This window comes from Corynebacterium sp. PCR 32 (assembly GCF_037464985.1).
Classification (GTDB): Bacteria; Actinomycetota; Actinomycetes; order Mycobacteriales; family Mycobacteriaceae; genus Corynebacterium; species Corynebacterium kroppenstedtii_D.
This window is the reverse complement of record NZ_JBAHVL010000001.1, coordinates 374,121-397,070: the sequence shown is the minus strand read 5'-3', so window position 1 is coordinate 397,070 and position 22,950 is coordinate 374,121. Positions and strand designations below refer to the sequence as shown.

General features: G+C 56.7%; 19 protein-coding genes. 4 read left to right on the top strand and 15 right to left on the bottom strand.

What is annotated here, in order from left to right; all coding sequences use genetic code 11:
• Positions 1–52 precede the first annotated feature (52 nt).
• Positions 53–949 (top strand): HNH endonuclease family protein, encoded by an 897-nt coding sequence (locus V5S80_RS01685; protein ID WP_395169014.1) that lies wholly within the window; start codon positions 53–55, stop codon positions 947–949.
• A 13-nt stretch (positions 950–962) separates the two neighbouring features.
• Here V5S80_RS01685 and lepA read toward each other — a convergent pair whose 3' ends face one another.
• Entirely contained in the window at positions 963–2,810 is a 1,848-nt protein-coding gene (lepA, locus tag V5S80_RS01680) for a translation elongation factor 4 (protein WP_395169013.1), read from the bottom strand.
• 91 nt (positions 2,811–2,901) lie between these two features.
• Here lepA and V5S80_RS01675 point away from each other — a divergent pair, with 91 nt between their 5' ends.
• Together V5S80_RS01675 and rpsT are read left to right on the top strand one after the other, a co-directional pair.
• Complete coding sequence (locus tag V5S80_RS01675; protein ID WP_395169012.1) at positions 2,902–3,603, top strand: type II toxin-antitoxin system PemK/MazF family toxin; 702 nt, start codon at positions 2,902–2,904, stop codon at positions 3,601–3,603.
• A 233-nt stretch (positions 3,604–3,836) separates the two neighbouring features.
• Complete coding sequence (gene rpsT / locus V5S80_RS01670; RefSeq protein WP_395169011.1) at positions 3,837–4,100, top strand: 30S ribosomal protein S20; 264 nt, start codon at positions 3,837–3,839, stop codon at positions 4,098–4,100.
• Between the two features lie 63 nt (positions 4,101–4,163).
• Here rpsT and holA read toward each other — a convergent pair whose 3' ends face one another.
• From holA to obgE, 10 genes are all read right to left on the bottom strand, one after another.
• Complete coding sequence (holA, locus tag V5S80_RS01665; RefSeq protein ID WP_395169010.1) at positions 4,164–5,174, bottom strand: DNA polymerase III subunit delta; 1,011 nt, start codon at positions 5,172–5,174, stop codon at positions 4,164–4,166.
• A gap of 40 nt (positions 5,175–5,214) precedes the next feature.
• Complete coding sequence (locus tag V5S80_RS01660) at positions 5,215–7,449, bottom strand: ComEC/Rec2 family competence protein (protein ID WP_395169009.1); 2,235 nt, start codon at positions 7,447–7,449, stop codon at positions 5,215–5,217.
• A 202-nt stretch (positions 7,450–7,651) separates the two neighbouring features.
• Positions 7,652–8,758, bottom strand: a complete 1,107-nt coding sequence (locus tag V5S80_RS01655; RefSeq protein WP_395169008.1) for a helix-hairpin-helix domain-containing protein — start codon at positions 8,756–8,758, stop codon at positions 7,652–7,654.
• 79 nt (positions 8,759–8,837) lie between these two features.
• Positions 8,838–9,722, bottom strand: coding sequence for a DegV family protein (locus tag V5S80_RS01650; protein ID WP_395169007.1), 885 nt, complete (start codon positions 9,720–9,722; stop codon positions 8,838–8,840).
• A gap of 83 nt (positions 9,723–9,805) precedes the next feature.
• Positions 9,806–10,618: a histidine phosphatase family protein gene (locus V5S80_RS01645; protein ID WP_395169006.1), complete on the bottom strand. Its 813-nt coding sequence runs from the start codon at positions 10,616–10,618 to the stop codon at positions 9,806–9,808.
• Positions 10,619–10,627: 9 nt separating this feature from the next.
• Positions 10,628–11,095 carry a ribosome silencing factor gene (rsfS, locus tag V5S80_RS01640; RefSeq protein ID WP_395169005.1) on the bottom strand — a complete coding sequence of 156 codons (468 nt, stop codon included), beginning with the start codon at positions 11,093–11,095 and terminating at the stop codon, positions 10,628–10,630.
• A gap of 167 nt (positions 11,096–11,262) precedes the next feature.
• Complete coding sequence (nadD, locus tag V5S80_RS01635; protein WP_395169408.1) at positions 11,263–11,952, bottom strand: nicotinate-nucleotide adenylyltransferase; 690 nt, start codon at positions 11,950–11,952, stop codon at positions 11,263–11,265.
• Between the two features lie 13 nt (positions 11,953–11,965).
• Positions 11,966–13,273: a glutamate-5-semialdehyde dehydrogenase gene (locus V5S80_RS01630; RefSeq protein ID WP_395169004.1), complete on the bottom strand. Its 1,308-nt coding sequence runs from the start codon at positions 13,271–13,273 to the stop codon at positions 11,966–11,968.
• Positions 13,274–13,353: 80 nt separating this feature from the next.
• Complete coding sequence (gene proB, locus V5S80_RS01625; protein WP_395169003.1) at positions 13,354–14,571, bottom strand: glutamate 5-kinase; 1,218 nt, start codon at positions 14,569–14,571, stop codon at positions 13,354–13,356.
• Positions 14,572–14,895: 324 nt separating this feature from the next.
• The gene (obgE, locus tag V5S80_RS01620) at positions 14,896–16,434 is read right to left on the bottom strand and encodes a GTPase ObgE (RefSeq protein WP_395169002.1); all 1,539 of its coding nucleotides are present in this window, start codon (positions 16,432–16,434) and stop codon (positions 14,896–14,898) included.
• On the opposite strand from obgE, the gene V5S80_RS01615 reads away from it, so the two are divergent.
• Entirely contained in the window at positions 16,433–16,570 is a 138-nt protein-coding gene (locus V5S80_RS01615; protein WP_395169001.1) for a hypothetical protein, read from the top strand. The two genes, obgE and V5S80_RS01615, sit on opposite strands and share 2 nt — an antisense overlap.
• Here V5S80_RS01615 and V5S80_RS01610 read toward each other — a convergent pair.
• The 4 genes from V5S80_RS01610 to V5S80_RS01595 all read right to left on the bottom strand — a co-directional run bounded on the left by V5S80_RS01610 (position 16,548) and on the right by V5S80_RS01595 (position 22,509).
• Positions 16,548–17,942, bottom strand: a complete 1,395-nt coding sequence (locus V5S80_RS01610; protein ID WP_395169407.1) for an amino acid permease — start codon at positions 17,940–17,942, stop codon at positions 16,548–16,550. The genes V5S80_RS01615 and V5S80_RS01610 overlap by 23 nt on opposite strands.
• A gap of 340 nt (positions 17,943–18,282) precedes the next feature.
• Positions 18,283–18,558, bottom strand: coding sequence for a 50S ribosomal protein L27 (rpmA, locus tag V5S80_RS01605; RefSeq protein WP_395169000.1), 276 nt, complete (start codon positions 18,556–18,558; stop codon positions 18,283–18,285).
• A gap of 71 nt (positions 18,559–18,629) precedes the next feature.
• Entirely contained in the window at positions 18,630–18,932 is a 303-nt protein-coding gene (gene rplU, locus V5S80_RS01600; protein WP_395168999.1) for a 50S ribosomal protein L21, read from the bottom strand.
• Between the two features lie 274 nt (positions 18,933–19,206).
• On the bottom strand, positions 19,207–22,509 hold the full coding sequence (locus tag V5S80_RS01595; RefSeq protein WP_395168998.1) for a translation initiation factor IF-2 N-terminal domain-containing protein: 3,303 nt from the start codon (positions 22,507–22,509) through the stop codon (positions 19,207–19,209).
• Between the last annotated feature and the right edge of the window lie 441 nt (positions 22,510–22,950).

Below are 22,950 nucleotides of genomic sequence, written 5' to 3'. Positions count from 1 at the left end.
ATTACCACCGCTGACCAAACACGAGTTCGAATCAATGTGTACGATGTGATCTATGAGAATATTGAGAAAAGGTGGGGTTCGTCCCACTCCGCGACGATTATCAGGACGCCCACTGGCAGGTTTACTAAGCCTATGTCTCGTAGTAGGAGGATTGGTCGGATGCGGAGGTATCTATTCATCCCACACCTCGAGTTCTCAGTCCACTACTAGCCCCCATGGATCTCCACGCGGCAATACACCACCGGCCGGCCGCGCTGATGGTTCGCTGCCACCACATACTGATCTCGCACATACGACCTTTCCCGGGAACCCCAAGGCTGAACGTGTCGGTCAGCTGAGCACACAAGAAAGTGCGGATGCGCTGGCCTCACTCACTACTCCCTTCCCCGATGGTGACATCCATGCTCTTCTCGCGGCACTGCCGGAATCTCCACGACGTGGCGGTGCGGAACGTTATCAACGCATCAACTTTGGCCCTGCATGGGCCGACGTGGATCACAATGGGTGCGATACTCGAAATGACATCCTCCATCGTGACCTTACAAACATCACCACCCAACCGCCCCAAGGATGTTCCATCCGAACAGGCACCCTCCATGATCCATACACAGGGCGCACCATCGATTTCCGACGTGGAAAGAAAACATCACAAGCAGTACAGATCGATCACGTTGTCGCACTGTCTAATGCGTGGGCCAGCGGTGCTTACGCACTGCCCTACCCTGCGCGGGTAGCGCTCGCTAACGACCCATTGAACCTGTTGGCTGTCGACGGCCCGGCTAACAACGAAAAGTCAGATTCCGACGCCTCAGAATGGATGCCTCCCAACGCCCCCTACCGCTGCGGTTACGCAGACCGACAAGTCCGCGTCAAAACGAAATACCATCTCCACGTCACACGACAAGAAAAGGCAGCACTATCCGGGGCGCTCAGCCAGTGCCCGAAATAATGCCAGCCTGTGTCTACTTCTTTCCTTCGTCTGTCGACAGCGCAGCAACAAAGGCTTCCTGGGGAACCGAGACAGAACCAATGTTCTTCATCCGCTTCTTTCCAGCCTTCTGTTTCTCCAACAGTTTGCGCTTACGCGAGATGTCACCGCCATAGCACTTGGCAAGCACATCCTTGCGGAGAGCGCGAACATTCTCGCGCGCGATAATTTTCGACCCGATCGCAGCCTGGATTGGCACTTCAAACTGCTGGCGAGGAATTAGCTCCTTCAACTTCGTGGTCATCTTATTCCCATACCACTGGGCATTGTCACGATGCACAATCGCAGAGAACGCATCCACAGGATCGCCTTGTAAGAGAATATCGACCTTCACCAGATCAGCTGATTGCTCACCCGCGTCCTCATAGTTCAGCGACGCATATCCCTTCGTCCGAGACTTCAACATGTCAAAGAAGTCGAAAATAATCTCGCCGAGAGGCATGGTGTACCGCAATTCAACACGATCTTCTGACAGGTAATCCATCCCTCCCATCTGGCCGCGTTTCGACTGGCATAGCTCCATCGTCGAGCCCAAGAACTCCGCTGGGACGATGACCGTCATCTTCACCATTGGTTCATAGATTTCTCGGGGTTTGCCATCAGGCCAATCTGACGGGTTACGGACCATCACTTCTTGACCAGACTCCGTCACCACTCGGTAGACCACCGATGGCGCCGTCGAGATCAACTCCACATTAAATTCGCGCTCCAGCCGAGCCCGAGTGATCTCCATGTGCAACAGGCCTAGGAACCCACACCGGAATCCAAACCCGAGTGCCACAGAGGTTTCCGGCTCGTACGTCAAGGCAGCATCGTTGAGCTGGAGTTTCTCCAAAGCATCCCGCAAATCCGGGTACTGATCCGCCGAAATAGGGAACAAACCCGAATACACCATCGGCTTCGGTTCCTCATACCCCTTCAGCGGTTCATCAGCAGGAGCACCAACAACGGTGATCGTGTCGCCCACTTTCGACTGGCGCACATCTTTCACGCCGGTAATGAGATAGCCCACCTCACCGACACCTAAACCTTGTGTCTTCTTCGGCTGCGGGGACACCACACCGATTTCGAGGGTCTCATGCGTCGCGCCCGTTGACATCATTTGAATCTTCTCACGAGATTTCAGCCGACCGTCCATCACGCGAACATAGGTAACAACACCACGATATGTGTCATAGACCGAGTCAAAAATCAACGCACGAGCAGGCGCATCCGCGTCCCCTGTCGGCGCTGGAATGGTGTCACACAAGGTGTCCAATAACTCGGGGACACCCTCCCCTGTCTTCGCAGACACACGCAAGACATCCTCCGGCTCACACCCAATAATGAGCGCCAATTCCTCGGAAAACTTGTCAGGATCGGCAGCCGGGAGATCAATCTTGTTCAACACCGGGATAATTTCCAGGTCGTTCTCCATAGCGAGGTACAAATTCGCGAGCGTCTGAGCCTCAATGCCCTGGGCAGCGTCAACAAGAAGGATAGCACCCTCACACGCCTCAAGAGCACGCGATACCTCATAAGTGAAGTCCACGTGACCAGGTGTATCAATGAGGTGAAGCACAATCTGCTCGCCCGCATGATCCCCAGTCTTTGGAGTCCACGGCAAACGCACATTCTGCGCCTTAATGGTGATTCCCCGTTCGCGCTCAATGTCCATATTGTCCAGATATTGATCGCGCATATCACGATCACCGACAACACCAGTGAGCTGCAAAATTCGGTCTGCCAGGGTCGATTTCCCATGGTCAATGTGGGCAATAATACAAAAGTTCCGGATACGCGCTGGGTCAGTGAACGTCGTTTCCGCGTAGTTGGTGGCCATAAAAGAGCTGTGATCCTCTCCGTCAATACTCGATCATCACAGTACTAGACGTTGGATTGCACCACTTTTCCCACCGAATTATTGTGGTGGCATGTTCGCACCGCGAGGAAATTCGGACCCGTTTCCACACGGCCCTGAACCCGAACACCATACGCAGCGGTCGTCCTTGATCCGTCATCTCACGAGCTTCCGTGGCCATAAGAAACCCAGCACGAGTGATGACGATTATGAGCTTCCGAACACAACCAACAGAACGGCCTCACCACGTCGATCACGTCGTGTTCCGACGTCGTTCTCACGGGCATTTCACCATGAGGGCGCCCTTGACCAGGGGCTTGCCTCGCTTCAGCAGGGTTTGGGAATGGCCGATGCGAACGTGTCGACCTTTAACACAGAAGACGAACCAGTACTTGCCCGACCAACAGGGGCATGCGCCTCAACCTTGATCTACGCCCCAGATATGGATGGGCAAGCCGATCCTGGGGAGGTGGTCTGGGTCCACTCCCCGCATAAAAAATCTGATGGCCACGAACGTGCCATTGTCATTCTCGGACACCACGAACGCCACATCCGGGGTCTCTTGATCTCGACGAACGATGAGCACTCCACCGACAACAATTGGTTAGAAATCGGCGCTGGCGGTTGGGACCCCCATGGCCATCCCGCATGGGTTCGGCTAGACAAAATCATTGAAGTTCCCGATCATATGATTCGTCGCAAAGGGACAGTACTACCCCGGCGACGATTTGAACGCATTGCCACTCGCCTACGAACGGAGTACAACTGGCGCTAAGTGCAGCGCTACTATTGGACGCAGATCTCCTCGCACTGTAGAGTGTGTCCACGTTCTACCCCTGGGTGTGGCGGCTACGCCGGAACAAGCAGGACCTTGGGTTTGTTCTTGAAGGTCGCGTATCCACGGTGATGAGAAATCATCATACCCACACACAGTGCAAATCATGCACGGTGGTAGACCACGTTGTGCGCACCCGGCGCATGACAGCAGTGATGAAAGAGGTAACTCCCGTGGCAAACATTAAGTCCAAGAAGAAGCGCATTAAAACCAACGAGAAAGCTCGTCAGCGCAACAAGGCTATCCGCTCCCGCCTGCACACCGAGAACCGCAAGTTCCGCGAATTCGTTGCTGCTGGCGACAAGGACGCAGCCGAGGCCCAGCTCCGTCTCGCGTCCCGCGAGTATGACAAGGCCGTCACCAAGGGCACAATTCACCGCAACAATGCGGCCAACAAGAAGTCTGCATTGGCTAAGCTCTTCAACTCCATGGACTAATTCCCTGCGAGTACACCGCCGCCCGGGCGGTGCCTGTCCCCGCTTCCTCGTGAAGCGGGGTTTTCATGTCTTGGCAGCAAGTTCCGCCAGGCGGCGCACACCCAATTCCACCGCGCTATCGGGATCTCCCGCAGCGCCTTTGATTCCTGCTTCCATTTGCGCAGCTACCTGCACAGCCTCAGCAATCGCCGCCTGCGACCATCGTTGAGCAATCGGATGTGTCTTCTTCACCTTCCACGGTGGCATACCCACGCGGGATGCGTCGCGATACGGATCGATCCGCCCCTGCCCACTCAGCCGCGCAACTTCACTGATACCTCGACATACCGCTGTTGAGATCGCCATGTGGGCAACACCCAATTGCAACGCCCGTCGTACTCCAGCTACCGCACGATCCACATTGCCAGCAATGACATCATCGGCAATGGTGAAACTACTCACTTCTGCAGTACCGGTGTAGTAACGTCGCACTGCGGCAAGGTCAACCTTCCCATCATTATCGGCAACCAACTGACTGACGGCCGCCGCCAATTCACGCACATCAGAACCCACACTCTCAACGAGAGCAGACACCACCTCTGGCCCCACCTGCACATGCTGATGTCGGAACTCCGACATCACGAACGTGGGCAGCTCACGAGCTGGAATGGCATCAGCGCGGTGCTCTTCCCCCAGTTTGAGAAGTTTCGGCACGAGTGATTTCGTCCGCCCCTCCCCGGAATGCTGAATAATCAATGTGATACCCGGCGCGGGATCTTTCGCCGCCGAAAGTACAAGGGAGGCCGGGTCTTTTCCAGCATCGTTCATATTAGTGATAACAACGACGCGATCGTCCCCAAACAGGCTTGGACTCAGCAATTCGGTGAGTTCTGGCCCTGTCATGTCTCCGGCGCGAACAGTCGTCACCGTGAGATCCTCGCCGTTAGTCGCATAGCCACGGACGCGTCTCACGATGGCATGGCGGTGACGGTCCACTAAGAGACCTTCTGTTCCGACAATGACGTGTACCGGTGCTGGGCCTACTGAGGGGGGTGTCGTGCGGTGTGGGGTTCGCGCCGCCCGTGATGATGCCATAATAATCAGTCTAGCGGGCTGGTGATAAGGTCACGGGGCCTCATGGGCAGAACCGAAACGAGCATGTGCGGCCGTGAGGGCGAAGGACGACGATTCCTTCGTCTGAGAGTGTCGTGACCGGTGTTCCATCCGCTAGCTGTGCGGGACGGAATTGTTTTCTCGTGGTGGAATGCGAGGGTTCGGTAACAATGATCCATCGCGTGTCTCCGGATGAGGCCACTGCAGATGAGACTGAGGCGTCGTCGCTGATGTCGATATCCTCTTTACTGCGAACGAGCAGCACACCTCCTCTCTCATCTCGTCGACGGTCATCATTGCTGATGGGCCTGGGTGACGACACAGTGAGTTCTCGGCCGCAGTCACTAATACGCCGTTGAAGCCGACGCCGTTCCTGATCATGCAGGTGAGGCGTTGACCGCGTAGAGGTAACAATCTGGTACGTGCCGTCAGGCCACATCATCGCGGAGACTGTTGGGGTAAAAGGGCATATTGCGGTCGTCCAGGTGCCGGGGAGAAACAGTCGTCGCGGGGAGAATGACGTGACTGATCGCACATGATCAAACACATCACGCGGTGGCCTGAGAGCGTATTCTGGCTCCGTTCGGCCAGCGTCATTGTGCAGCGGAATAATACCTGCCGAAAAACCGCCTGAACGATCCCTGTCGCCGGCACTGTCTCCGCCAACGACGGCGGCGGCTGCCCACACTGCGGTCACAGTAATCACCACAGTGCCAAAGATTTTCTGGCACCGTCCGCGGCGTTGCCCACACAGGATCGATATGAGAATACACGCCACGGCGCCTACCCCAAGTACGCATGCTGATGAACACACTGATCCCACCACTAGCTGCGCAGACTCACACTGAGCAATGAACCGACTGACTCCACGAACCCACCACAACACCGGTGTGCACGCAGCCATGGCCACCGACACTAGCCACCCAGCTCCACGACAACACGTGTCGCATATCCACCCAATGAGGGGAAATGAGCCGCAATGACCTCCGATCTCGTGCACCACGACACTGAGTGCGCAGATACCAAGCCCCCCTGTGCCTACTATTGTGACGGGCGCCACGACACCACCAACGATGAGGTTGGCCACGAGCGACAACGCTGATGTCCTTCCCACTGCAAGCAAGATAATTGGCTGCGTTGCTACCTCCGCGGCCACACAAACAGCGATTCCTGTGACCACCGCGCGGCCACGTTGCGATAGTTCTGTTTCTCCCCTGCCAAACATATCCCCGATGCGTAGGCTGTATCGCTCTATCCACGCGGCGATGGTGGGGGCCACGCAAATAATTGACGCCGTTGCAGCACACGACAACGTAAATCCTAATGACAAGGCCATGTCGGGTTTCCAGAGCACCAAACTGATGATCCCACAGCACAAGGCAGGCACGGCGTGGCGACGCCGCCCAGTCATCGTTGCCATAAGGCCCACTGATCCCGCGATCGCAGCCCGCAGCACCGAGGCATCCAAACCAATAAGAAGAACGAAACCTACTACTGTGAGTGCAGCACATAGATGCCGAACGTACGGTCGTTCCGTCGACACCGCAGCCGTCACCATCCCAAGGATGATGGCAACATTCGCCCCCGAGACAGCGGAGAGATGACTCAGTCCTGACGTGACAAACGCAGCTTTGTCAGCGTCGGACTGCAGCGATGTATCACCAATCACCATCCCCTGCGCAAGTCCACGAAGTTCCTCCGGCACTAAGCGCTGGGAGGTTACAGTAAATTCATGATGGACGGCTGATATCACATCCGTGAATGCAGCCCACAGCTGTCTGGGGTCCCATAGTTGGCGTGGGCCTGTACCGGGAGTCTGAAGACCATGCAGACCGTGGTTGTCCCCCGCTTGTTCAACCGATGACAGGGTTACTGAGGATAGTCCCGGCTGGAAAGATTCCTTCACCGCCACTACCCCTTCAAGATGTTGCCCTGGGCGTACCGAACGGAGCGCATCGCCACCGGAGACAAAAATCTCCGATGGCATTCCTTTGATAGAGACGGATACTCCGTAGCGGTGTGTCCCAGGCGCGAATGGTGAATCCGATAGTCGTCGTGCATATGATCGCGCTGTGCATGCCATGGAGTCATCGATGACCAGGTGGCTTCCCTGTTTCGTCGTGAGCCAATGGTGATCGGCGCGTCGAAGAGCAAGGGAGGATCTCACGCCGCCCACTGCCGCACCTGCTAATGCCGTGATAACGTGCTGTGCCCATGAACGAGCCCCTATGGCAATTGCTATCACGGCGATAGCCATACATACGAGAATAAGAACGGTGATCGCGTGTGGGCTTGTGATATGTCTGAGTGTCGATCCCACTCGGAACCACACCACGACACCACTTGTTACCCAGATCGCGATGGCACACGGCACTAGACGAATATCAAGTCGTGCCCGTGATATCCTGTCGGCCCCTCGGACAGCTGATGGCTCCTGTCGAGGTGATCTCCCGGAGTGGTTACATCGTGATCGCATCACGCATCGTAGCCAGTTTTGCTGGACCTATTCCCTTCACCTCGGCTAATTGATCAATACTATGAAATGGGCCGTTCTGCTCACGGTAGGCAATGATCGCCGACGCTGTTTTTGGTCCGACCCCAGGAATAGAGGTGAGCTCAGTCTCACTGGCCGTGTTGATATTTGTACGGCCACCGGGGCGTGCTTCCGGGCCTGCTCCGGCTGCGTTCCCTGCGCTGGCGCCGTCTGTGCGATGTCCGGTCGACGACGATCCGTGTGCTGCCCCACCAGAGACAGGGGGTTCCCCGCCGATGATGGTTCCGGCTTTTCCTTCCTCGCCCACACAAATCTGTTGACCATCGAGCACTTTCTGCGCGCGGTTCAGCCCATCCCACCGTCCGCGTTCGCTGAGCCCACCAGCAGCATTAATCGCGTCATCCACCCGTGCGTGGGGTGGTAATGAGACCAACCCAGGGGTCGTCACGTTGCAGATGACCGCGACCATGATGGGTGGTGAGGCCGATTCGTGCCCGGAATGTCCTCCAGCCAACGCTGGGTTTTTCCCCTGTGGTTCGGGCTGCCTGTCATGTGGCTGACCAGTTTTGTTCGCATGTGGTGTGTGCTCTCGTGCCTCACCTCGCCGCGTCTCGCCGTCTGTCGTGACGATCTGCGCGGCTTTGGAAACCGGCCGATCACCGTTATCGTTGTCCGACACTGCCATCCCCACGATGACTGACATCACCAGAATCGCACCAATGACTAAACCGGCGCACGCACGTGGAGATAAATTCCTGCGTAGGTGAATCCCCCCGCCGTGATTCGCACGACGTTCGCCGTGCAGCATCGACCCGGTGATGTGGCTGCTGTGCGGTGTGACAGGCTGCGACCACCGTGGCCTGTGATGACCATCTCGTGTGAAGTCGTAGAGCGGGGTCTCAGGGCTCCCCTCGGCACGGTCAGCGTCGAAGATCCTGATTCGGTCACGCGTCGAGCTATCCGTTGGGGTCGATGTCTGTACCGGCCGTGACAATCTCGCCGGTCCTTCCATTGTCCTTGACGATGACAGCGGACGAGACCCGCGTGGCTCCCCCGAACTACTCCTGCTCATAGGGCGAAGAATAAAAGAATGGAGATACGATCACGGCTGCGCGCGAATCACTAGCCTCTCGTCGTGGGGATAACTGACGTTATCCACAGCATGGGTGCGCAGATACCTCAGGTACGATGACTGACACCGCAATAGCTCCAGCGCCGGTGTGTACGGCCAAAGGTCCGGAAAGGTCAGCCTGTGTCATGATGACCTCAGCATCCGGGTGCTCACCTATACCCCACCGGTCGGACAGGTCGATAACCGATTTTTTCACCGCCAATGCGCGCATAATCCCGGTGATCACCATCCGTGCACGATCATGCGCGCCAGCATGGTGGATACAGATCCGGACGGGGTCTGACACATCATTATTCTGAGGAACAACCTGAGTAGGATCACCCTCAGCGGGCCCCTGAGACGATGCGGCCGTTTCAGACGTCCACAGTGGTGAGCTATCACCATGAGAGGTGGCAGCATCAACAACCAATCCGACCAACCGATCAATAGCTTTCGCTTGGGTCCGCGTGCGCGCCACCACCCCAAAACTTCCATCATGGAGGGAAAACAACGACTTCACCGGCAACGCCGATGACACGAGCGATGACATTGTGCTCATTCGTCCGGAACGCCGCAACGCATCAACACGATCAAGGTAGAGAAACAGCGACGAGCGCCCAGTGATCGCCGACGCACGCCGCACACACTCCTCAAGCTTTCGACCTTCCCGCGCCGCACGTGCTGCCGCGAGTGCAGCCTCCCCCACGGGCATTCCAACAGAATCGGTTTCCACAACTCTGACTTTTCCGCCACACACAGCAGATGCGGCCACAGCCGATGACCACGTACTGCTCAACGTCTGCCCGAGGTGGATAGCAACCACCCCGTCGTCACCAGAGCGTTCCAGTTCACGACCGTATGCCGCAGCGAGTTCCAATGCGGTGAGCCCTGATGTCGAAATGGAATCGTCATCTGAGGACACCACGTGTAGGGGGAGCACTGTAATGCCCCAGGCTGGTGGACAATCGACCGGTATACAGGACGACGAATCGGTAATGACGCGAACTGTCATTGAAACCCTTCTGCCGAGGTTCTGGTGTATGTGTTGCCTACTCCGGCACTCCCAGGTTGCGTCGGAGCATAAGGAACTCCCAGGGCGGACGCATTCCACGCGTCCAAATACCACTGTGCGTCGTCAACGGTGGTGTCGGAAAAATCAGTGACCGGAACGGTATCCACCGCACGATTCCGCGCACACACCTCCACGTCAGCCCCTGCGGCGGTGGCAACGGTGGTGTCATAGTGGCAGCGTGGACGTGCTGTCAACTGTGCCCAGCTGGTATTCCCCAGTCCAGAAAATGCGGAGTAGTTGTCGATGGGTAGCCCCAGCAACGAACTGGTGAGTGCTGCGATTGTGCCGCCATGGGCGACGACAAGGACACACCCTCCCTCCCACTCCGGGAAAGAATACATGAGGTCATCGACGACGGCACGTGCTCGTGTGGCCACTTCCACGCGTGTTTCTCCCTCCGGCGGGGCCCACTCGGGATTATGACGCCACATCGACCGCTGGCCAGGATGGGCTGCGTCGATCTCCTCATGGGACCGCGCTTGCCACTGCCCCAAGTGGGTCTCACGCAGGCGTTTATCGTAACTCGGTGTCAGCCCCTGAGCCATCGCGAGAATGTCGGCGGTCTGCGCCGCACGCGATAAGTCCGAGGCAATAACGAGACGAATATCCCAGTGGGCTAGCTCCTTGGCAGCCAGGCGCGCTTGCTCACGGCCCTGCGCACTAAGAGGCGTATCCAATTGCCCCTGCATACGACCAGTCGCGTTGTAGTCGGTCTGACCATGTCGGAGAAGGAGGAGACGACGAGCCATGATCAGCGCCTATATTTCATCAGCATCGGGTTCACGTCCGGCTAACGGGATATCATCGACCGCGTGAGCACGGTGTGCAGCGTCGCTGATATCGGAGGCATCACCACGCTGGGAAGGATCAATCCCCGAGACCTTGACCACTGGGCAGTCCTTCCACAGGCTATCCAGACCATAGAATTCACGTTCCGGTTCGCGCTGAACGTGCACCACGATGTCGTTGTAGTCCAGCAGTACCCAGCGCGCTTCACGGCTTCCTTCACGGCGAACCGGCTTATGCCCAGCTTCCGCGAGTTTCGCTTCGATCTCGTCGGCAATGGACATCACTTGGCGCTCGTTATCACCGCTGCATACAACGAAGCAGTCAGTAATAACGACCTGTCCCGAGACGTCGAGAACCACAATATCTTGCGCTAATTTATCCGACGCCGCTCGCGCAGCCATCTGCGCCATGGTCACCGATTCTTGTGTTGCAGCCATATTTTCCTTCGCTGATTATTGTTTTTAATGAGGTCAGTAGTAATTGTGATGAGCGTTCACCGCCATATGCTCGGTTCACGCCCGTGGTCCGCGATTATCCTGATGCTGTGCACCAATCGCTCCCTACATAGCAACGTCTCATTCTGGCACGGGCATCTCTCTCCCACCTATCCGGCACCGGGCGCCGAAGCACCACCATCATTGTGTCCCAAATCCAGGGTGGCACCCGAGGACACATCGTCGTTCTGGCATGTCGGTCGATACAGGCCTTCCTTCGCGATGTACTGCACCACGCCATCGGGAACGAGGTACCAGATCGGACGATGAGAACGCGCTCGGGCACGAATATTCGTCGATGAAATAGCCATCGCTGGAATTTCCACCATCGTCACACTATCGGCCAGCGGGCCTAAGTCCCTCTTATCCAGCGAATACCCCGGCCGTGTCACAGCAATAAACGTCGCCATTGACATCATCTCGGAGCAATCACGCCATGTTGCCATCCGTGCCACAGCATCAGCACCAGTAATAAAGAACAGTTCCGCATCGGGATAGTGCTCATGCAGGTCACGAAGCGTATCCACGGTATACGTCGGACCGTCGCGGTCAATATCAACCCGAGACACGCTAAACCGCGGGTTCGACGCCGTTGCCACCGTCGTCATCACATACCGATCCTCCGCGGGCGTGACTGCACGGTTCTTTTTCTGCCATGGTTGTCCTGTGGGAACGAAGAGGACACGATCGAGAGAAAAAAGATCCGCAACCTCAGAGGCAGCCACCAAATGCCCATGATGAATAGGGTCAAAAGTGCCGCCCATGATTCCAAGGCGTGGATACGTCGTTGCTTTCTGCATCACAGAGGAAACTCTACGGACGCGTGTGTCCGTCACCGTAAATGACCCACTTCGTTGACGTCAATTCCGCAAGCCCCATGGGCCCACGAGCGTGAAGCTTTTGGGTCGAGATCCCGATTTCTGCTCCGAAACCAAACTGCTCCCCGTCCGTATAAGCTGTCGACGCATTGATGTAAACCGCAGCAGCGTCAACCGAAGCTTCGAATTCCTTTGCTACAGCCCAGTCCTGCGTCGCGATGGCCTCCGAATGGCCGGTGGAATACCGGCGAATCCACTCCACGGCGCCCTGCTCATCAGGAACAATAGCGGCTGCAATATCCATCGACAGGTACTCTGTAGCCCAGTCGTCCTCAGTAGCTTCCACCACGTCATCGACCCCAAGATCCCGGAGTTCCTGGCGCCCATGAATGGTTACACCAGCGTTGTGAAGCGCGGTGAGCACCGCAAGCTTGTCCTCATCCGGCAAGCGTCTATCAAGAAGGATGGTCTCCGTCGCATTGCACACTGAGCACCGTCGAGTTTTCCCATTGATCACCATAGCAATCGCGTCGGCGATATTCGCGTCTTTGTGGACGTACACGTGGCAATTCCCGGTGCCAGTTTCGATAGTAGGAACGGTCGCCCCCTCAACAACAGCGTTGATCAGGCCAGCACCTCCCCGGGGAATCACAATATCGACTACACCGCGGGCCGTAATTAAGTCCTGCACACTACCGTGGGTAGCACATGGGAGGAGCTGTACCACATCCTTAGGGACTCCCTTGTCAGCACATGCCGTCCGCACCACATCAACAAGAGCACGGTTGGAATGAACAGCAGACTGAGAACCCCGCAGCACGGCGACGTTACCGGATTTCAGGGCCAACCCAAACGCATCGATAGTTACGTTCGGCCGCGCCTCGTATACCATGCCCATCACACCCAACGGAACACGTACCTGCTTGAGTACCAAACCATTGGGCAAGGTCGATCCGCGAACAACATCACCAACGGGATCCGGCAACGCTGCAACCTGCCGCAACCCATCTGCGATCCCCTCAATACGTGGTGGGGTCAACATCAACCGGTCAATCAGTGCGTCCGGCATGCCACGCTCACGGGCTACAGCCACATCATTCTTATTCGCCTCAATGATGCGAGTCGTCGATGCCACAAGGAGGTCAGCAGCGTGATGAAGCAGGTCATTCTTCTGTACGGTGGTCAAACGAAGCGTCTGTGCCACATCATGAGCACGCTGAGCCTTGTCCAACACCTCAGCACGCTCCTGTGCGCGCTGATCGCTCAGTTCAGCAGTCTGATTATCCTGACGGTCATGGCTCATCGCTGTGATCAAACCCTTCTTTAGTGCGTTTATCGTCACACGGTGTCGAACTCAAGGATGTCTTTAACGTAATGCAGCGCCTACGCGCGAGACGCGAAATCGGATAAATAGTCGCGGTGAACCACCGGGCGACGCTGATATTCCGGCAACTCTTCCGAAGACTTCCCGATCATCTCCGCCAAGGTAGAAGAATCATAATTGACCTCGCCCCGGCCAATAACTTGTCCTTTTGGACCCACGATATCGACAATGTCTCCCGCCGCGAAATCCCCATCAGCCCGACGGATCCCCACCGCTAACAGCGACGAATGCTGCTGTGTGACAGCCTTCATCGCACCGGAATCCAAGCGCAAGGTCCCACTAGCATCCGCAGCATACAGTGCCCAGAATTTCCATGCCGAGAGCCGATCTTCCCGCGGCCAGAAGGCGGTTCCTACCGCCGCATCATTGAGCGCTGGGCCGATATTAGCGGTGGATGTCAACAACACCGGAACCCCCGCGCGTGATGCCAACCGTGCAGCAGACAACTTGGAGGCCATACCGCCGGTGCCCAACTTGCCGCCATCACCGGCGGACACGTCTTTTAAGTCACTGCCACTGGTCACCTCCGGCACGAACCTAGCACCGGGTGACGATGGGTTGCGGTCATACAAACCATCGACGTCGGATAACAACACTAATGCGTCAGCCGACACCAGGTGCGCCACCAGTGCTGCCAATCGGTCGTTATCCCCGAATCGCATTTCCGAGGTCGCCACCGCATCATTCTCATTCACGATCGGCACCACATGCATACGACGCAGACGATCGATGGTGCGCTGAGCGTTCCGTGCCCGATCGCGCCGGCCTGCGTCAGACTGTGTCAGCAGCACCTGGGCAATTGGCCGGCCGTAGCGGGCGAATGTTCTCCCCCACTCTTGAGCTAAAAGCACCTGGCCGACAGCGGCTGCTGCCTGTTTCGTCGCGAGATCAGTGGGCTTCGTCGATAGATTCAATGGCTGCATCCCGCAGGCAACAGCACCAGAGGATACGACAATGACATCACTTCCGCGAGCCATCCGAGCTTCAAGAGCGTCACAGATCCGATCCATTGCTTTCGGGTACACCGCGCCACGGTCATCGGTCAGCGACGATGACCCAATCTTGACGACGATTTTCTTAGCATGAGCAATACGTTGACGCACAGTTGATTCGTGCCCAGCGGCACGGTCGTCGATCGCTTGGTCGGCATCCGGGAAGTGAAATTCTTTCGCCGGGACAACCGGCCCAGGCATATGAACGTGCACATCGTCACGCATAAGAACTCCCTCAGGGGCAGGGGCATCTGGCTGGAAACCGGTAGGAAACTCGGCCTCCCGATTGTCATGGAGCGGTTCCGAGTCAGACGCTACATCGTCAGAATGTGAGTGATCAGTCGTGTGTTCAGGGGGCAGGGTCTGAGTAGTTGAAGGCATCGATCCTGTTACATCATAGGGACAACAGAAAAGTTCGGTGGGGTTTGTCGCCACGCACCCCGTGCGGCACTGCCGCTGTCATCACGCGCCCTTTCCACTATTAGCAAGAAATAGGTAGCCTGTCATCTTCCACTCACGGCACCGCCCCATGTCGCCGATACCCCGGATCTATCCTTCCCAGCGGTCGCGTTTCGCCTCTTGTCCCAGGTCATATTCGTCAATGAGTCCGCGACGCACCTGTGAGGCGCGCTTGCGTTCCTCGGCGGTGGGACGGTGTGTTTGTGCCAATCGACGATCAGATCCGCGACTATCGGGCGTACGGTCAATCCCGGCGGATGTCGTTGGTTCCCACTCAAAGGTGATCGAACCAATGGTGACGTCGCAGCCTGGTTGTGCACCGGCGTCGAACAGCGCATCTTCCACCCCGATGCGGGCGAGACGGTCCGCCAAATATCCGACGGCTTCGTCGTTCTCAAAGTCCGTCTGGTGGATCCAACGATCAAGCTTCCTACCGTCAACGATAAAGCCACCGAGGTCATTATCTGATCCATGATCGACCTGGATCGTGAACTCAGCCGTCCCGGAGGGGCCCGCCTTGCGGCTTACCTTCCCACGACGCTCGTCCACGGGGGCCGGACTGAGTACCGCCGGGGTTGTATCTTGCGCGGGATGGTCCGCACGGTACTTCTTCACAATGTTCCATAATTCAAAGCGGAGATCATCAAGTCCCTCATGAGCAACCGAGGAGATCTCGAAAATTGGCCAGCCGAACTTGTCCAGTGATTCTCGCTCAAGCTCCGCCATCTCACGGGCGTCTGGTACATCCATCTTTGTTAACACGATGATTCGTGGCCGCTCATGCAAATCACCCAAACCAGTGTCGTAGTCCGCAACGCTGTGATACGCGGCCAACTCGTTTTCCAGTGCACGAATATCGTCGACCGGATTACGGTCAGACTCCAACGCGCTTGGATCCACCACGTGAGCGATCACCGCGCAGCGCTCAATGTGACGCAAAAAGTCAAGTCCCAGTCCTCGGCCCTCAGACGCGCCAGGGATTAAGCCGGGGACATCAGCAATCGTGAATGCGTCATGATTCACCATGACGACACCCAAATTCGGTGTCAGGGTCGTGAAGGGGTAATCCGCAATCTTTGGCTTCGCTGCGGAGATAACACTGATCAAAGATGATTTTCCTGCGGATGGGTATCCGACGAGGCCAACGTCAGCGATGGATTTGAGTTCAAGGTGAACGTCTTTGTCCTCGCCTGGTTCACCCAATAAGGCGAAGCCGGGTGCACGGCGAGCTTTGGACACTAACGCTGCGTTGCCCAAGCCGCCGTATCCACCTTCGGCAATGGTGAAACGGGTGCCAATCCCCATGAGATCGGCGATTACGGTGCCGTCGGGTTCTGTCACAACGGTTCCCTCAGGAACGGGGAGGACAAGGTCTTCACCTCGCGCACCGTTGCGGTGATCGCCGGCACCATTCCCCCCACGTCCGGCCTTCAAGTGTGGATGAAAGTGAAAATCCACCAGGGTATGGACTTGGTTACTGACCTCCAGAATGACGTCACCGCCGTGCCCACCATTGCCACCATCGGGGCCGCCAAGGGGGACAAACTTTTCACGATGAATGGATGCACACCCGTGGCCGCCATCGCCAGCGTGAACATGCAGCACAACGCGGTCAACAAATTGAGGCATGAATTCCAATCCTTCCCTAGCGCAACCTGCGCAACGGTCACGGGTACGAGAGACGGTCACTGTGGCCGCGATCTCGGTTGTGTCGGTGGTGGCCGCGCTCAGCGCTGCCGATACTACATCTGATGATGCCGGCTGATATCGATGTCCTCGAGATCAGCCATGCGAGAGTGCGTGACTAATTTATGCCCTACCCACAGGGCAATGAAAATAGGTAACCCAATATATGAGGACAAAATGGTAGAAAAGCTGGACCAGTCAAAGAGTGCTTGGTAGTTCTGGCCAATGATGACGACGGTACACATGATTAGTGCGACGATCGGGCCCGCGGGGAACCAATGTGCACGATAGGGCAAGGCTCCCGGATCGTTCCCCTGTGCGATATAGGCACGGCGGAACCGGTAGTGGCTCCAGGCTATTGACATCCAAGCGAGGAACCCGGCGAGACCCGATGCACTGACCAGCCATTTATATGCGGCCCCTTCCCCGATCAGTGATGTGAGGAAGCAGAGCAACCCAACGGCGGTGGTTGCAAAAAGTGCTGGATGTGGCACGCCACGTTTCGACGTTTTTGCGAAGATTTTGGGCGCGATTCCGTCTTTCGCCATGGCGTAGAGCATTCGTGTTGAAGCGTAGAGGCCCGAGTTTCCCGCAGATAGGATCGAGGTCAAGATCACCGCGTTCATGATCGATGCGGCTGCGAGAACACCGGCGTGTTCGAATACCAAGGTGAACGGGGATACAGAGATATTATTGACGTTTGCCCGGAGGAGGCTAGGGTCGGTGTATGGGATCAGGAACCCGATGATCGCAATCGCACCAATGTAGAACAGCATAATTCGGATGAAGACGCTTCGGATTGCGCGTGGAATATCTTTGTCCGGGTGGCGTGATTCACCAGCGGCCACACCGACGAGTTCGGTGCCTTGAAAAGAAAAGCCAGCGATCATGAAGACGTTGAGGATTCCAAGAAACCCCGCGTTAAAGGGTGCGTCTGCATGAGTCCAGTTGGAGACGCCCGGTGAATGTCCGCCTAAGATTCCCACAATCATGAGTACGCCAAGGGTAAGGAAAATGATGACTGCTGTGACTTTGATTAGTGCAAACCAGAATTCGCCTTCCCCGTAGCCTTTCACGGTGATGACGTTGAGTGAAAAGAGGAGAGCAAGAAAGATGGCGGACCATATCCATCCGGGGGTTGAGGGAAACCAAAATTTCATGACAAGGGCTGCTGCTACGAGTTCAGCAGCCACGGTGACAGCCCAGTTAAACCAGTAGTTCCATCCGGTCGCGAATCCGAAGGATGGTGACACATAGGTTCGTGCGTAGTGCGCGAACGCTCCTGACACCGGTGAGTATGTTGCCATTTCCCCAAGTGACTGCATCAGGAGGAAAACCATAAGGCCGATAGCACCATAGGCGACGAGGGCTCCGCCAGGCCCAGCGGTGGCGATCGTGGCGCCTGACGCGACGAACAAGCCGGTACCGATCGCGCCACCAATGGCGATCATGTTCATGTGGCGTGATTCGAGACTGCGGGTCAATGTTCCTTGCCGAGCTCTCGAAGGTTCCACCGGTGACGGGTGATCGTCGTGGCCGCCGGAACCGCTGTCCTCGACGTGCGCTGCGACACCGTGCGTCATCGGGATTGATCCAGATTTCTGCCCAGTCCGACGAGAGTGAGGTGTCGGGCTATGGTGGTTGGATGACGGTGGAATGGGATGGCTCATGTGGCCTCCTCAACATCATGGCGAGGTGGATAGGATTCTCGGCTTTTCTACCGAAATGGTTTTTTCTTATACAAAAGAGCTCCTCCGACACTAGGCGCCGGAGGAGCTAAAAGTCTGTGAACTAGGCCTTGGCAGGCTCAGCTTCGACGTTCTCGACGATGTTAACGAGGCGGCGGTTTCGCTTCTTAGCGAAGTGAACAGCACCTGCCTTGAGGGCGAAAAGTGTGTCGTCGCCACCACGGCCGACGTTCTCACCGGGGTGGAATGAGGTACCACGCTGGCGAACAAGGATCTCGCCGGCCTTTACCTGCTGGCCACCGAAGCGCTTGACGCCGAGGCGTTTTGACTCTGAATCGCGACCGTTGTTTGAACTAGCCGCACCTTTCTTGTGTGCCATTGGTCTATTTCCCTCCTTGGAAAACTCGGGCACGAGATCACTGGGGGTGATAGCCCCCAGTGATCGCGAGATTATTTGATGCCGGTGATCTTCACAACGGTCAGTGGCTGGCGATGCCCCTGGCGACGCTTGTATCCGGTCTTGTTCTTGTAATGCAGGTTGCGGATCTTCGGGCCCTTGGTGTGCTCGACGATCTCGGCGTTCACTGTCATCTTAGACAGGTCGTCACCAGAGGTGATTGAGGCACCGTCGACGAGCAAAACCGGGGAGAGAGCCACGGACGAACCTGGCTCACCCTCGATCTTCTCGACCTTGACGAGGTCACCTTCAGCAACCTTGTACTGCTTGCCGCCGGTCTTGACGATCGCGTACATAAGAGGGCTACCCCTTTTTATTTTTCGCTCGGCTCAGGGCTCACCACCCTGACTGGACTAAAACGTGTTCGCGGTGATGTGCCCCATTGGCTACACCGTGGTGCGGCGACCTATACCCGCGCAGGGCCAACCGGTCAGCCTGCGAACAGCGACTGCTCAAGACTACCCGGTCACTGATGGATAACAAAACCGCCTATATCACTGTTACTAGTGTGATACTAATCGCACGTCATGTCCGCTAGCATCCACCCATCATCACCGTGAACGAATATGATTACTGTCGCGACACATCGCGGTGTACTCGCCGTCGCCCCCGTCGCTGGCGTGATGCCGCCTTACGAGAACGAGATTGCTCGGCCTCCGCTCCACCCGAGCGCGTGGAGTGTGTCCGTGGTGCAGAATTAACGTTATCTGCCGAACAAGCCGGGTAGTCAGTTTTCACGGGGGGAATATCGGACCGGGAGTTTCCGCGTGTAGCACGACGACGTCGAGGCGACTGGTCAAACTTTCGCTGTGCGTCCTCATATGTGCCCTGCCCCTGTTGTGCCGCGGCAGAGACTGCAGACGTCGTTTCTGCTGAGTTGAGTGGTGCAGCACCATGATCGGAGCCTCTGGGAGAACTATACGACGCTCCCTCAGCTAAAGCCGATCGGGTCATCCGACGTGTTGCATGCCGTCGACCACGGCGACGCCCACCATGCCTGGTTGCCCCAGTCTCCTTATCCTCGTCCACAGCGTTGGCTGCGCTGCGCGTCTGAGAAGGCACCGCATTGTCGTCTCCGGTGTCATCCGAACCGGGTCGCCGACCTTGTTTCTGAGATGGTGTGGACTGCGCGCTACGCTGTGGCCGCGCCGTTCGCGTTGCTTTACGGCGACGCCGACGAGGCTGTGGCCCACCATCAGAGACGGATGATTTGTCCTCCGATGAGGTGTTCTCGCCGTTAATGTGATGATTGCGTGCCCGTTGATCTGCTGGGAGATAATCGGATCCACTTGGCTCATCTGGATCTTCATCGTCCGCCACAATCACCGCAGCTGCTGCTATTTCCTCGATAGAACGTCGCTGGGGAATGAGGCTCTCGTCACGCTCGTCAACCTCACTGCGGCGGGCGCGATTGCGGGTGGCTGCATCTCGGCCGGAATTCCTCTGATCGTCTGTATCACGACTATCCGTATCGGCACTGTTGGTGACATCGTCGGTTGTATCCTCCTCAAAGGAGTACACCGGAAGATCGTTGTCGCCTGTCAACGTGTCGGTGTCGTCAGGATCATCATCCGCACTGCTCAACACAATCGGGTGGTCATGGACAATGATGCCACGACCATGGCACTCCTCACAGGGGGTCGAGAAGGTTTCCACCAGGCCTTTGCCCAGCCGTTTACGGGTGATCTGAACCAGGCCCAATGAGGTGACCTCACCCAACTGGTGACGCGTCCGATCCTTCTCCAGGGCCTCACTGAGTCGACGAAGGACCAGTTCCTGATTCTCTTTGAGGACCATATCAATGAAATCGACAACGATCATGCCACCGATATCACGCAACCTCATCTGTCGGACAATTTCATCGGCTGCTTCCAGGTTGTTTCGGGTGACTGTTTCTTCAAGGTTGCCGCCGGAACCAGTAAAACGACCAGTGTTAACGTCGATTACCGTCATTGCTTCGGTCTTCTCAATCACAAGTGTTCCGCCGGATGGTAGGAAAACCACGCGGTCTAACGCTTGTTTCAGTTGTTTATCGAGACCCCAGTGGGCGAAGACATCCTGTCCGTTGTGGTCGTCACGATCATACTTGGTGAGCCGGTCCTCCAGGTCCGGAGCGACCCGACGGAGGTAGGCCGACACCATCGACCACGAGCGGTCACCGTCAACAATTAACTCGTCAAAGTCTTCATTAAAAAGATCACGAACAACTTTCACCAGAAGTTTTGGTTCTTCGTGTAGTGTCATCGGGCCGTCAAAGCGGGGCTTGTTTTTTCCCTTTCGTGTGTTCTTCGTTCCCGCATGCGCCCCAGGCAAGGTGCGAAGTGCGTCGGCTTTGTCCACAATGGCATCCCATACATTTTGCTGCCGACGAACATCACGAGCAATGTCTTGCGTGTCGACACCTTCAGCGGCTGTGCGAATGATCGCACCACCTTCATCAGGCAAGATCCCAGAGACTGCTTTTTTCAAACGTCGCCGTTCGGGCTCGGGAAGTTTACGGGAGATACCCTGTGAGCGTCCTTCAGGGACATACACTAGATAGCGCCCAGCTAGGGAGATGCGGCTAGTTAAGCGTGGCCCTTTATGTCCTACGGGGTCTTTGGTGACCTGGACGAGAATCGGATCGCCGGGCTTGAGGGCTTTCTCAATCTTGCGTTGCCGCCCGGCGTTTCTCGTGTGGCGCCAATCAACGTCGCCGGAGTAGATGACGCCATTTCGTTCCATTCCAATATCAACAAATGCCGCTTCCATGCTGGCCAGAACGTTTTGCACTCGTCCGAGGTAGATGTTGCCAACCAGGGTCTGGGCACGCTCAGAGGCCACGAAATGTTCGACCAATTGGCCGTCTTCCACGATGGCCACGTGTGTGGCCTTTCCTGGACTGTCGGCGAGTTCCGTGTCGCGGACGATCATACGGCGATCGACAGCATCACGACGCGCGTGGAATTCAGCGGTGCTGATGGTCTGATGACGATCCCGCTTGTTTTCTTCTCGACGTTTCCGCGCCGCCGCCGCCCGAGTCGAGCCTTTGATTTTGGCGGGCTCGTCGGATTTGTGCTTGTTGTCGTCCTCCGTAGTCTCCGTCTGTGAGGGTTTATCCCCGGGAGATCCCGATGACGCCTCCTCGATGACTTTCTTGCCTCGCCCACGGCGCCCTCGACGACGTCGATACGATGATCGTGAATCGAGGGAATCATTATTGTCGGATTCCCGCTCGCCCGACTCTGGTTGGGACAGCTCGGGTGTCTCCTCAACCGATCCCGCGGGATCGTCCTTGACTGACGTGGGTGCCATAAAGATGGGCGTGGGAATAGCGAGATGGCCGAGCTCGCGAGTCTCGACTATCGTCTCTTCATCCTTCTCGGGCTGGGCGTCACCCTGGTCAGCACTTTCTCGTTCGGCATCAAAGTGGTGAGCGGTAGGATTATTGTGCTCATGCGCACGAGAGCCGTCTTCGCTAGCAGTGTCCCGATCATGCACAGGCTCCCCTTGAGTAGCCTCAGGTTTGCTCGGGGAAGCCTGTGGTTTCCGCACGTCGGCGTCCTGCTGCTCGGGTTGGGAAGTCTCGTTGGCAGTGTCACCCTCGTGGGGATCATCGCCGGGAGTCTCTACACCAGGATCATGGTCTGCTAGAGTGATGCGATCTCGGAACTCTGCGATCTGTTCGCGGGTCAATGTCGATTGTGCGCTGCGAACCTCCAACCCGACCCCACCGAGAATCGCGATCAATTCCTTACTAGTATGGCCGACAAGTTTGGCGAGTTGATGAACACGCGTTTTGGGGGCTAAATCACCTTCATTGAGTGAGGCGATGACCGCTTTCGTTCCCGCCGATAGGGCATCGACTGTCGTGACCACCTCGCGTGTGCTCACACCTGACCGTGTGCTGGATGGTTGTCGCCTCGTTGATGATTTTTTTGTTGTCCGTTTCGTTGAAACTCGACGGGATGCACGGCTTTCGTCAGCCACAATTCTCCTTTAGCACCACCACGACGCCCCTCGCGACGAATGACAGGGATGGGATCATCCATCCATCATGCAGTCGATACGTGCGGATCGTTGGTGCAGTGTTGTTGTCTGCGCCACGGTACCGCACGCCACACGGTATACCGTGTACTAGTTTTTCGTGAGGTAGGGTGCGCGGTGTCGTTATGTTGTCATGTTCAAGCTTGCTGGCGGAACAACGCGGAGGCGCAGCTTGCAGCACTTAGTCCCCATCAAACCGGCAGTCTCACGCAGGCTTTCTGTGGCCTTATTTTATGGCAAATCGTAACAAGTACCGCGAATACATGACGGTAGATCGACAACGATCTG

Coding starts and splice junctions, on each gene's coding strand:
- V5S80_RS01685 (WP_395169014.1), top strand. CDS start 53: ATGAGAATATTGAGAAAAGGTGGGGTTCGTCCCACTCCGCGACGATTA.
- V5S80_RS01660 (WP_395169009.1), bottom strand. CDS start 7,449: ATGGCTATCGCCGTGATAGCAATTGCCATAGGGGCTCGTTCATGGGCA.
- proB (WP_395169003.1), bottom strand. CDS start 14,571: ATGCGTGACGATGTGCACGTTCATATGCCTGGGCCGGTTGTCCCGGCG.
- holA (WP_395169010.1), bottom strand. CDS start 5,174: ATGGCATCATCACGGGCGGCGCGAACCCCACACCGCACGACACCCCCC.
- V5S80_RS01615 (WP_395169001.1), top strand. CDS start 16,433: ATGAATTCCAATCCTTCCCTAGCGCAACCTGCGCAACGGTCACGGGTA.
- rsfS (WP_395169005.1), bottom strand. CDS start 11,095: ATGGCTGCAACACAAGAATCGGTGACCATGGCGCAGATGGCTGCGCGA.
- rpmA (WP_395169000.1), bottom strand. CDS start 18,558: ATGGCACACAAGAAAGGTGCGGCTAGTTCAAACAACGGTCGCGATTCA.
- obgE (WP_395169002.1), bottom strand. CDS start 16,434: ATGCCTCAATTTGTTGACCGCGTTGTGCTGCATGTTCACGCTGGCGAT.
- V5S80_RS01630 (WP_395169004.1), bottom strand. CDS start 13,273: ATGAGCCATGACCGTCAGGATAATCAGACTGCTGAACTGAGCGATCAG.
- V5S80_RS01655 (WP_395169008.1), bottom strand. CDS start 8,758: ATGAGCAGGAGTAGTTCGGGGGAGCCACGCGGGTCTCGTCCGCTGTCA.
- V5S80_RS01645 (WP_395169006.1), bottom strand. CDS start 10,618: ATGGCTCGTCGTCTCCTCCTTCTCCGACATGGTCAGACCGACTACAAC.
- nadD (WP_395169408.1), bottom strand. CDS start 11,952: ATGCAGAAAGCAACGACGTATCCACGCCTTGGAATCATGGGCGGCACT.
- V5S80_RS01610 (WP_395169407.1), bottom strand. CDS start 17,942: ATGATCGCCATTGGTGGCGCGATCGGTACCGGCTTGTTCGTCGCGTCA.
- V5S80_RS01675 (WP_395169012.1), top strand. CDS start 2,902: ATGTTCGCACCGCGAGGAAATTCGGACCCGTTTCCACACGGCCCTGAA.
- rplU (WP_395168999.1), bottom strand. CDS start 18,932: ATGTACGCGATCGTCAAGACCGGCGGCAAGCAGTACAAGGTTGCTGAA.
- lepA (WP_395169013.1), bottom strand. CDS start 2,810: ATGGCCACCAACTACGCGGAAACGACGTTCACTGACCCAGCGCGTATC.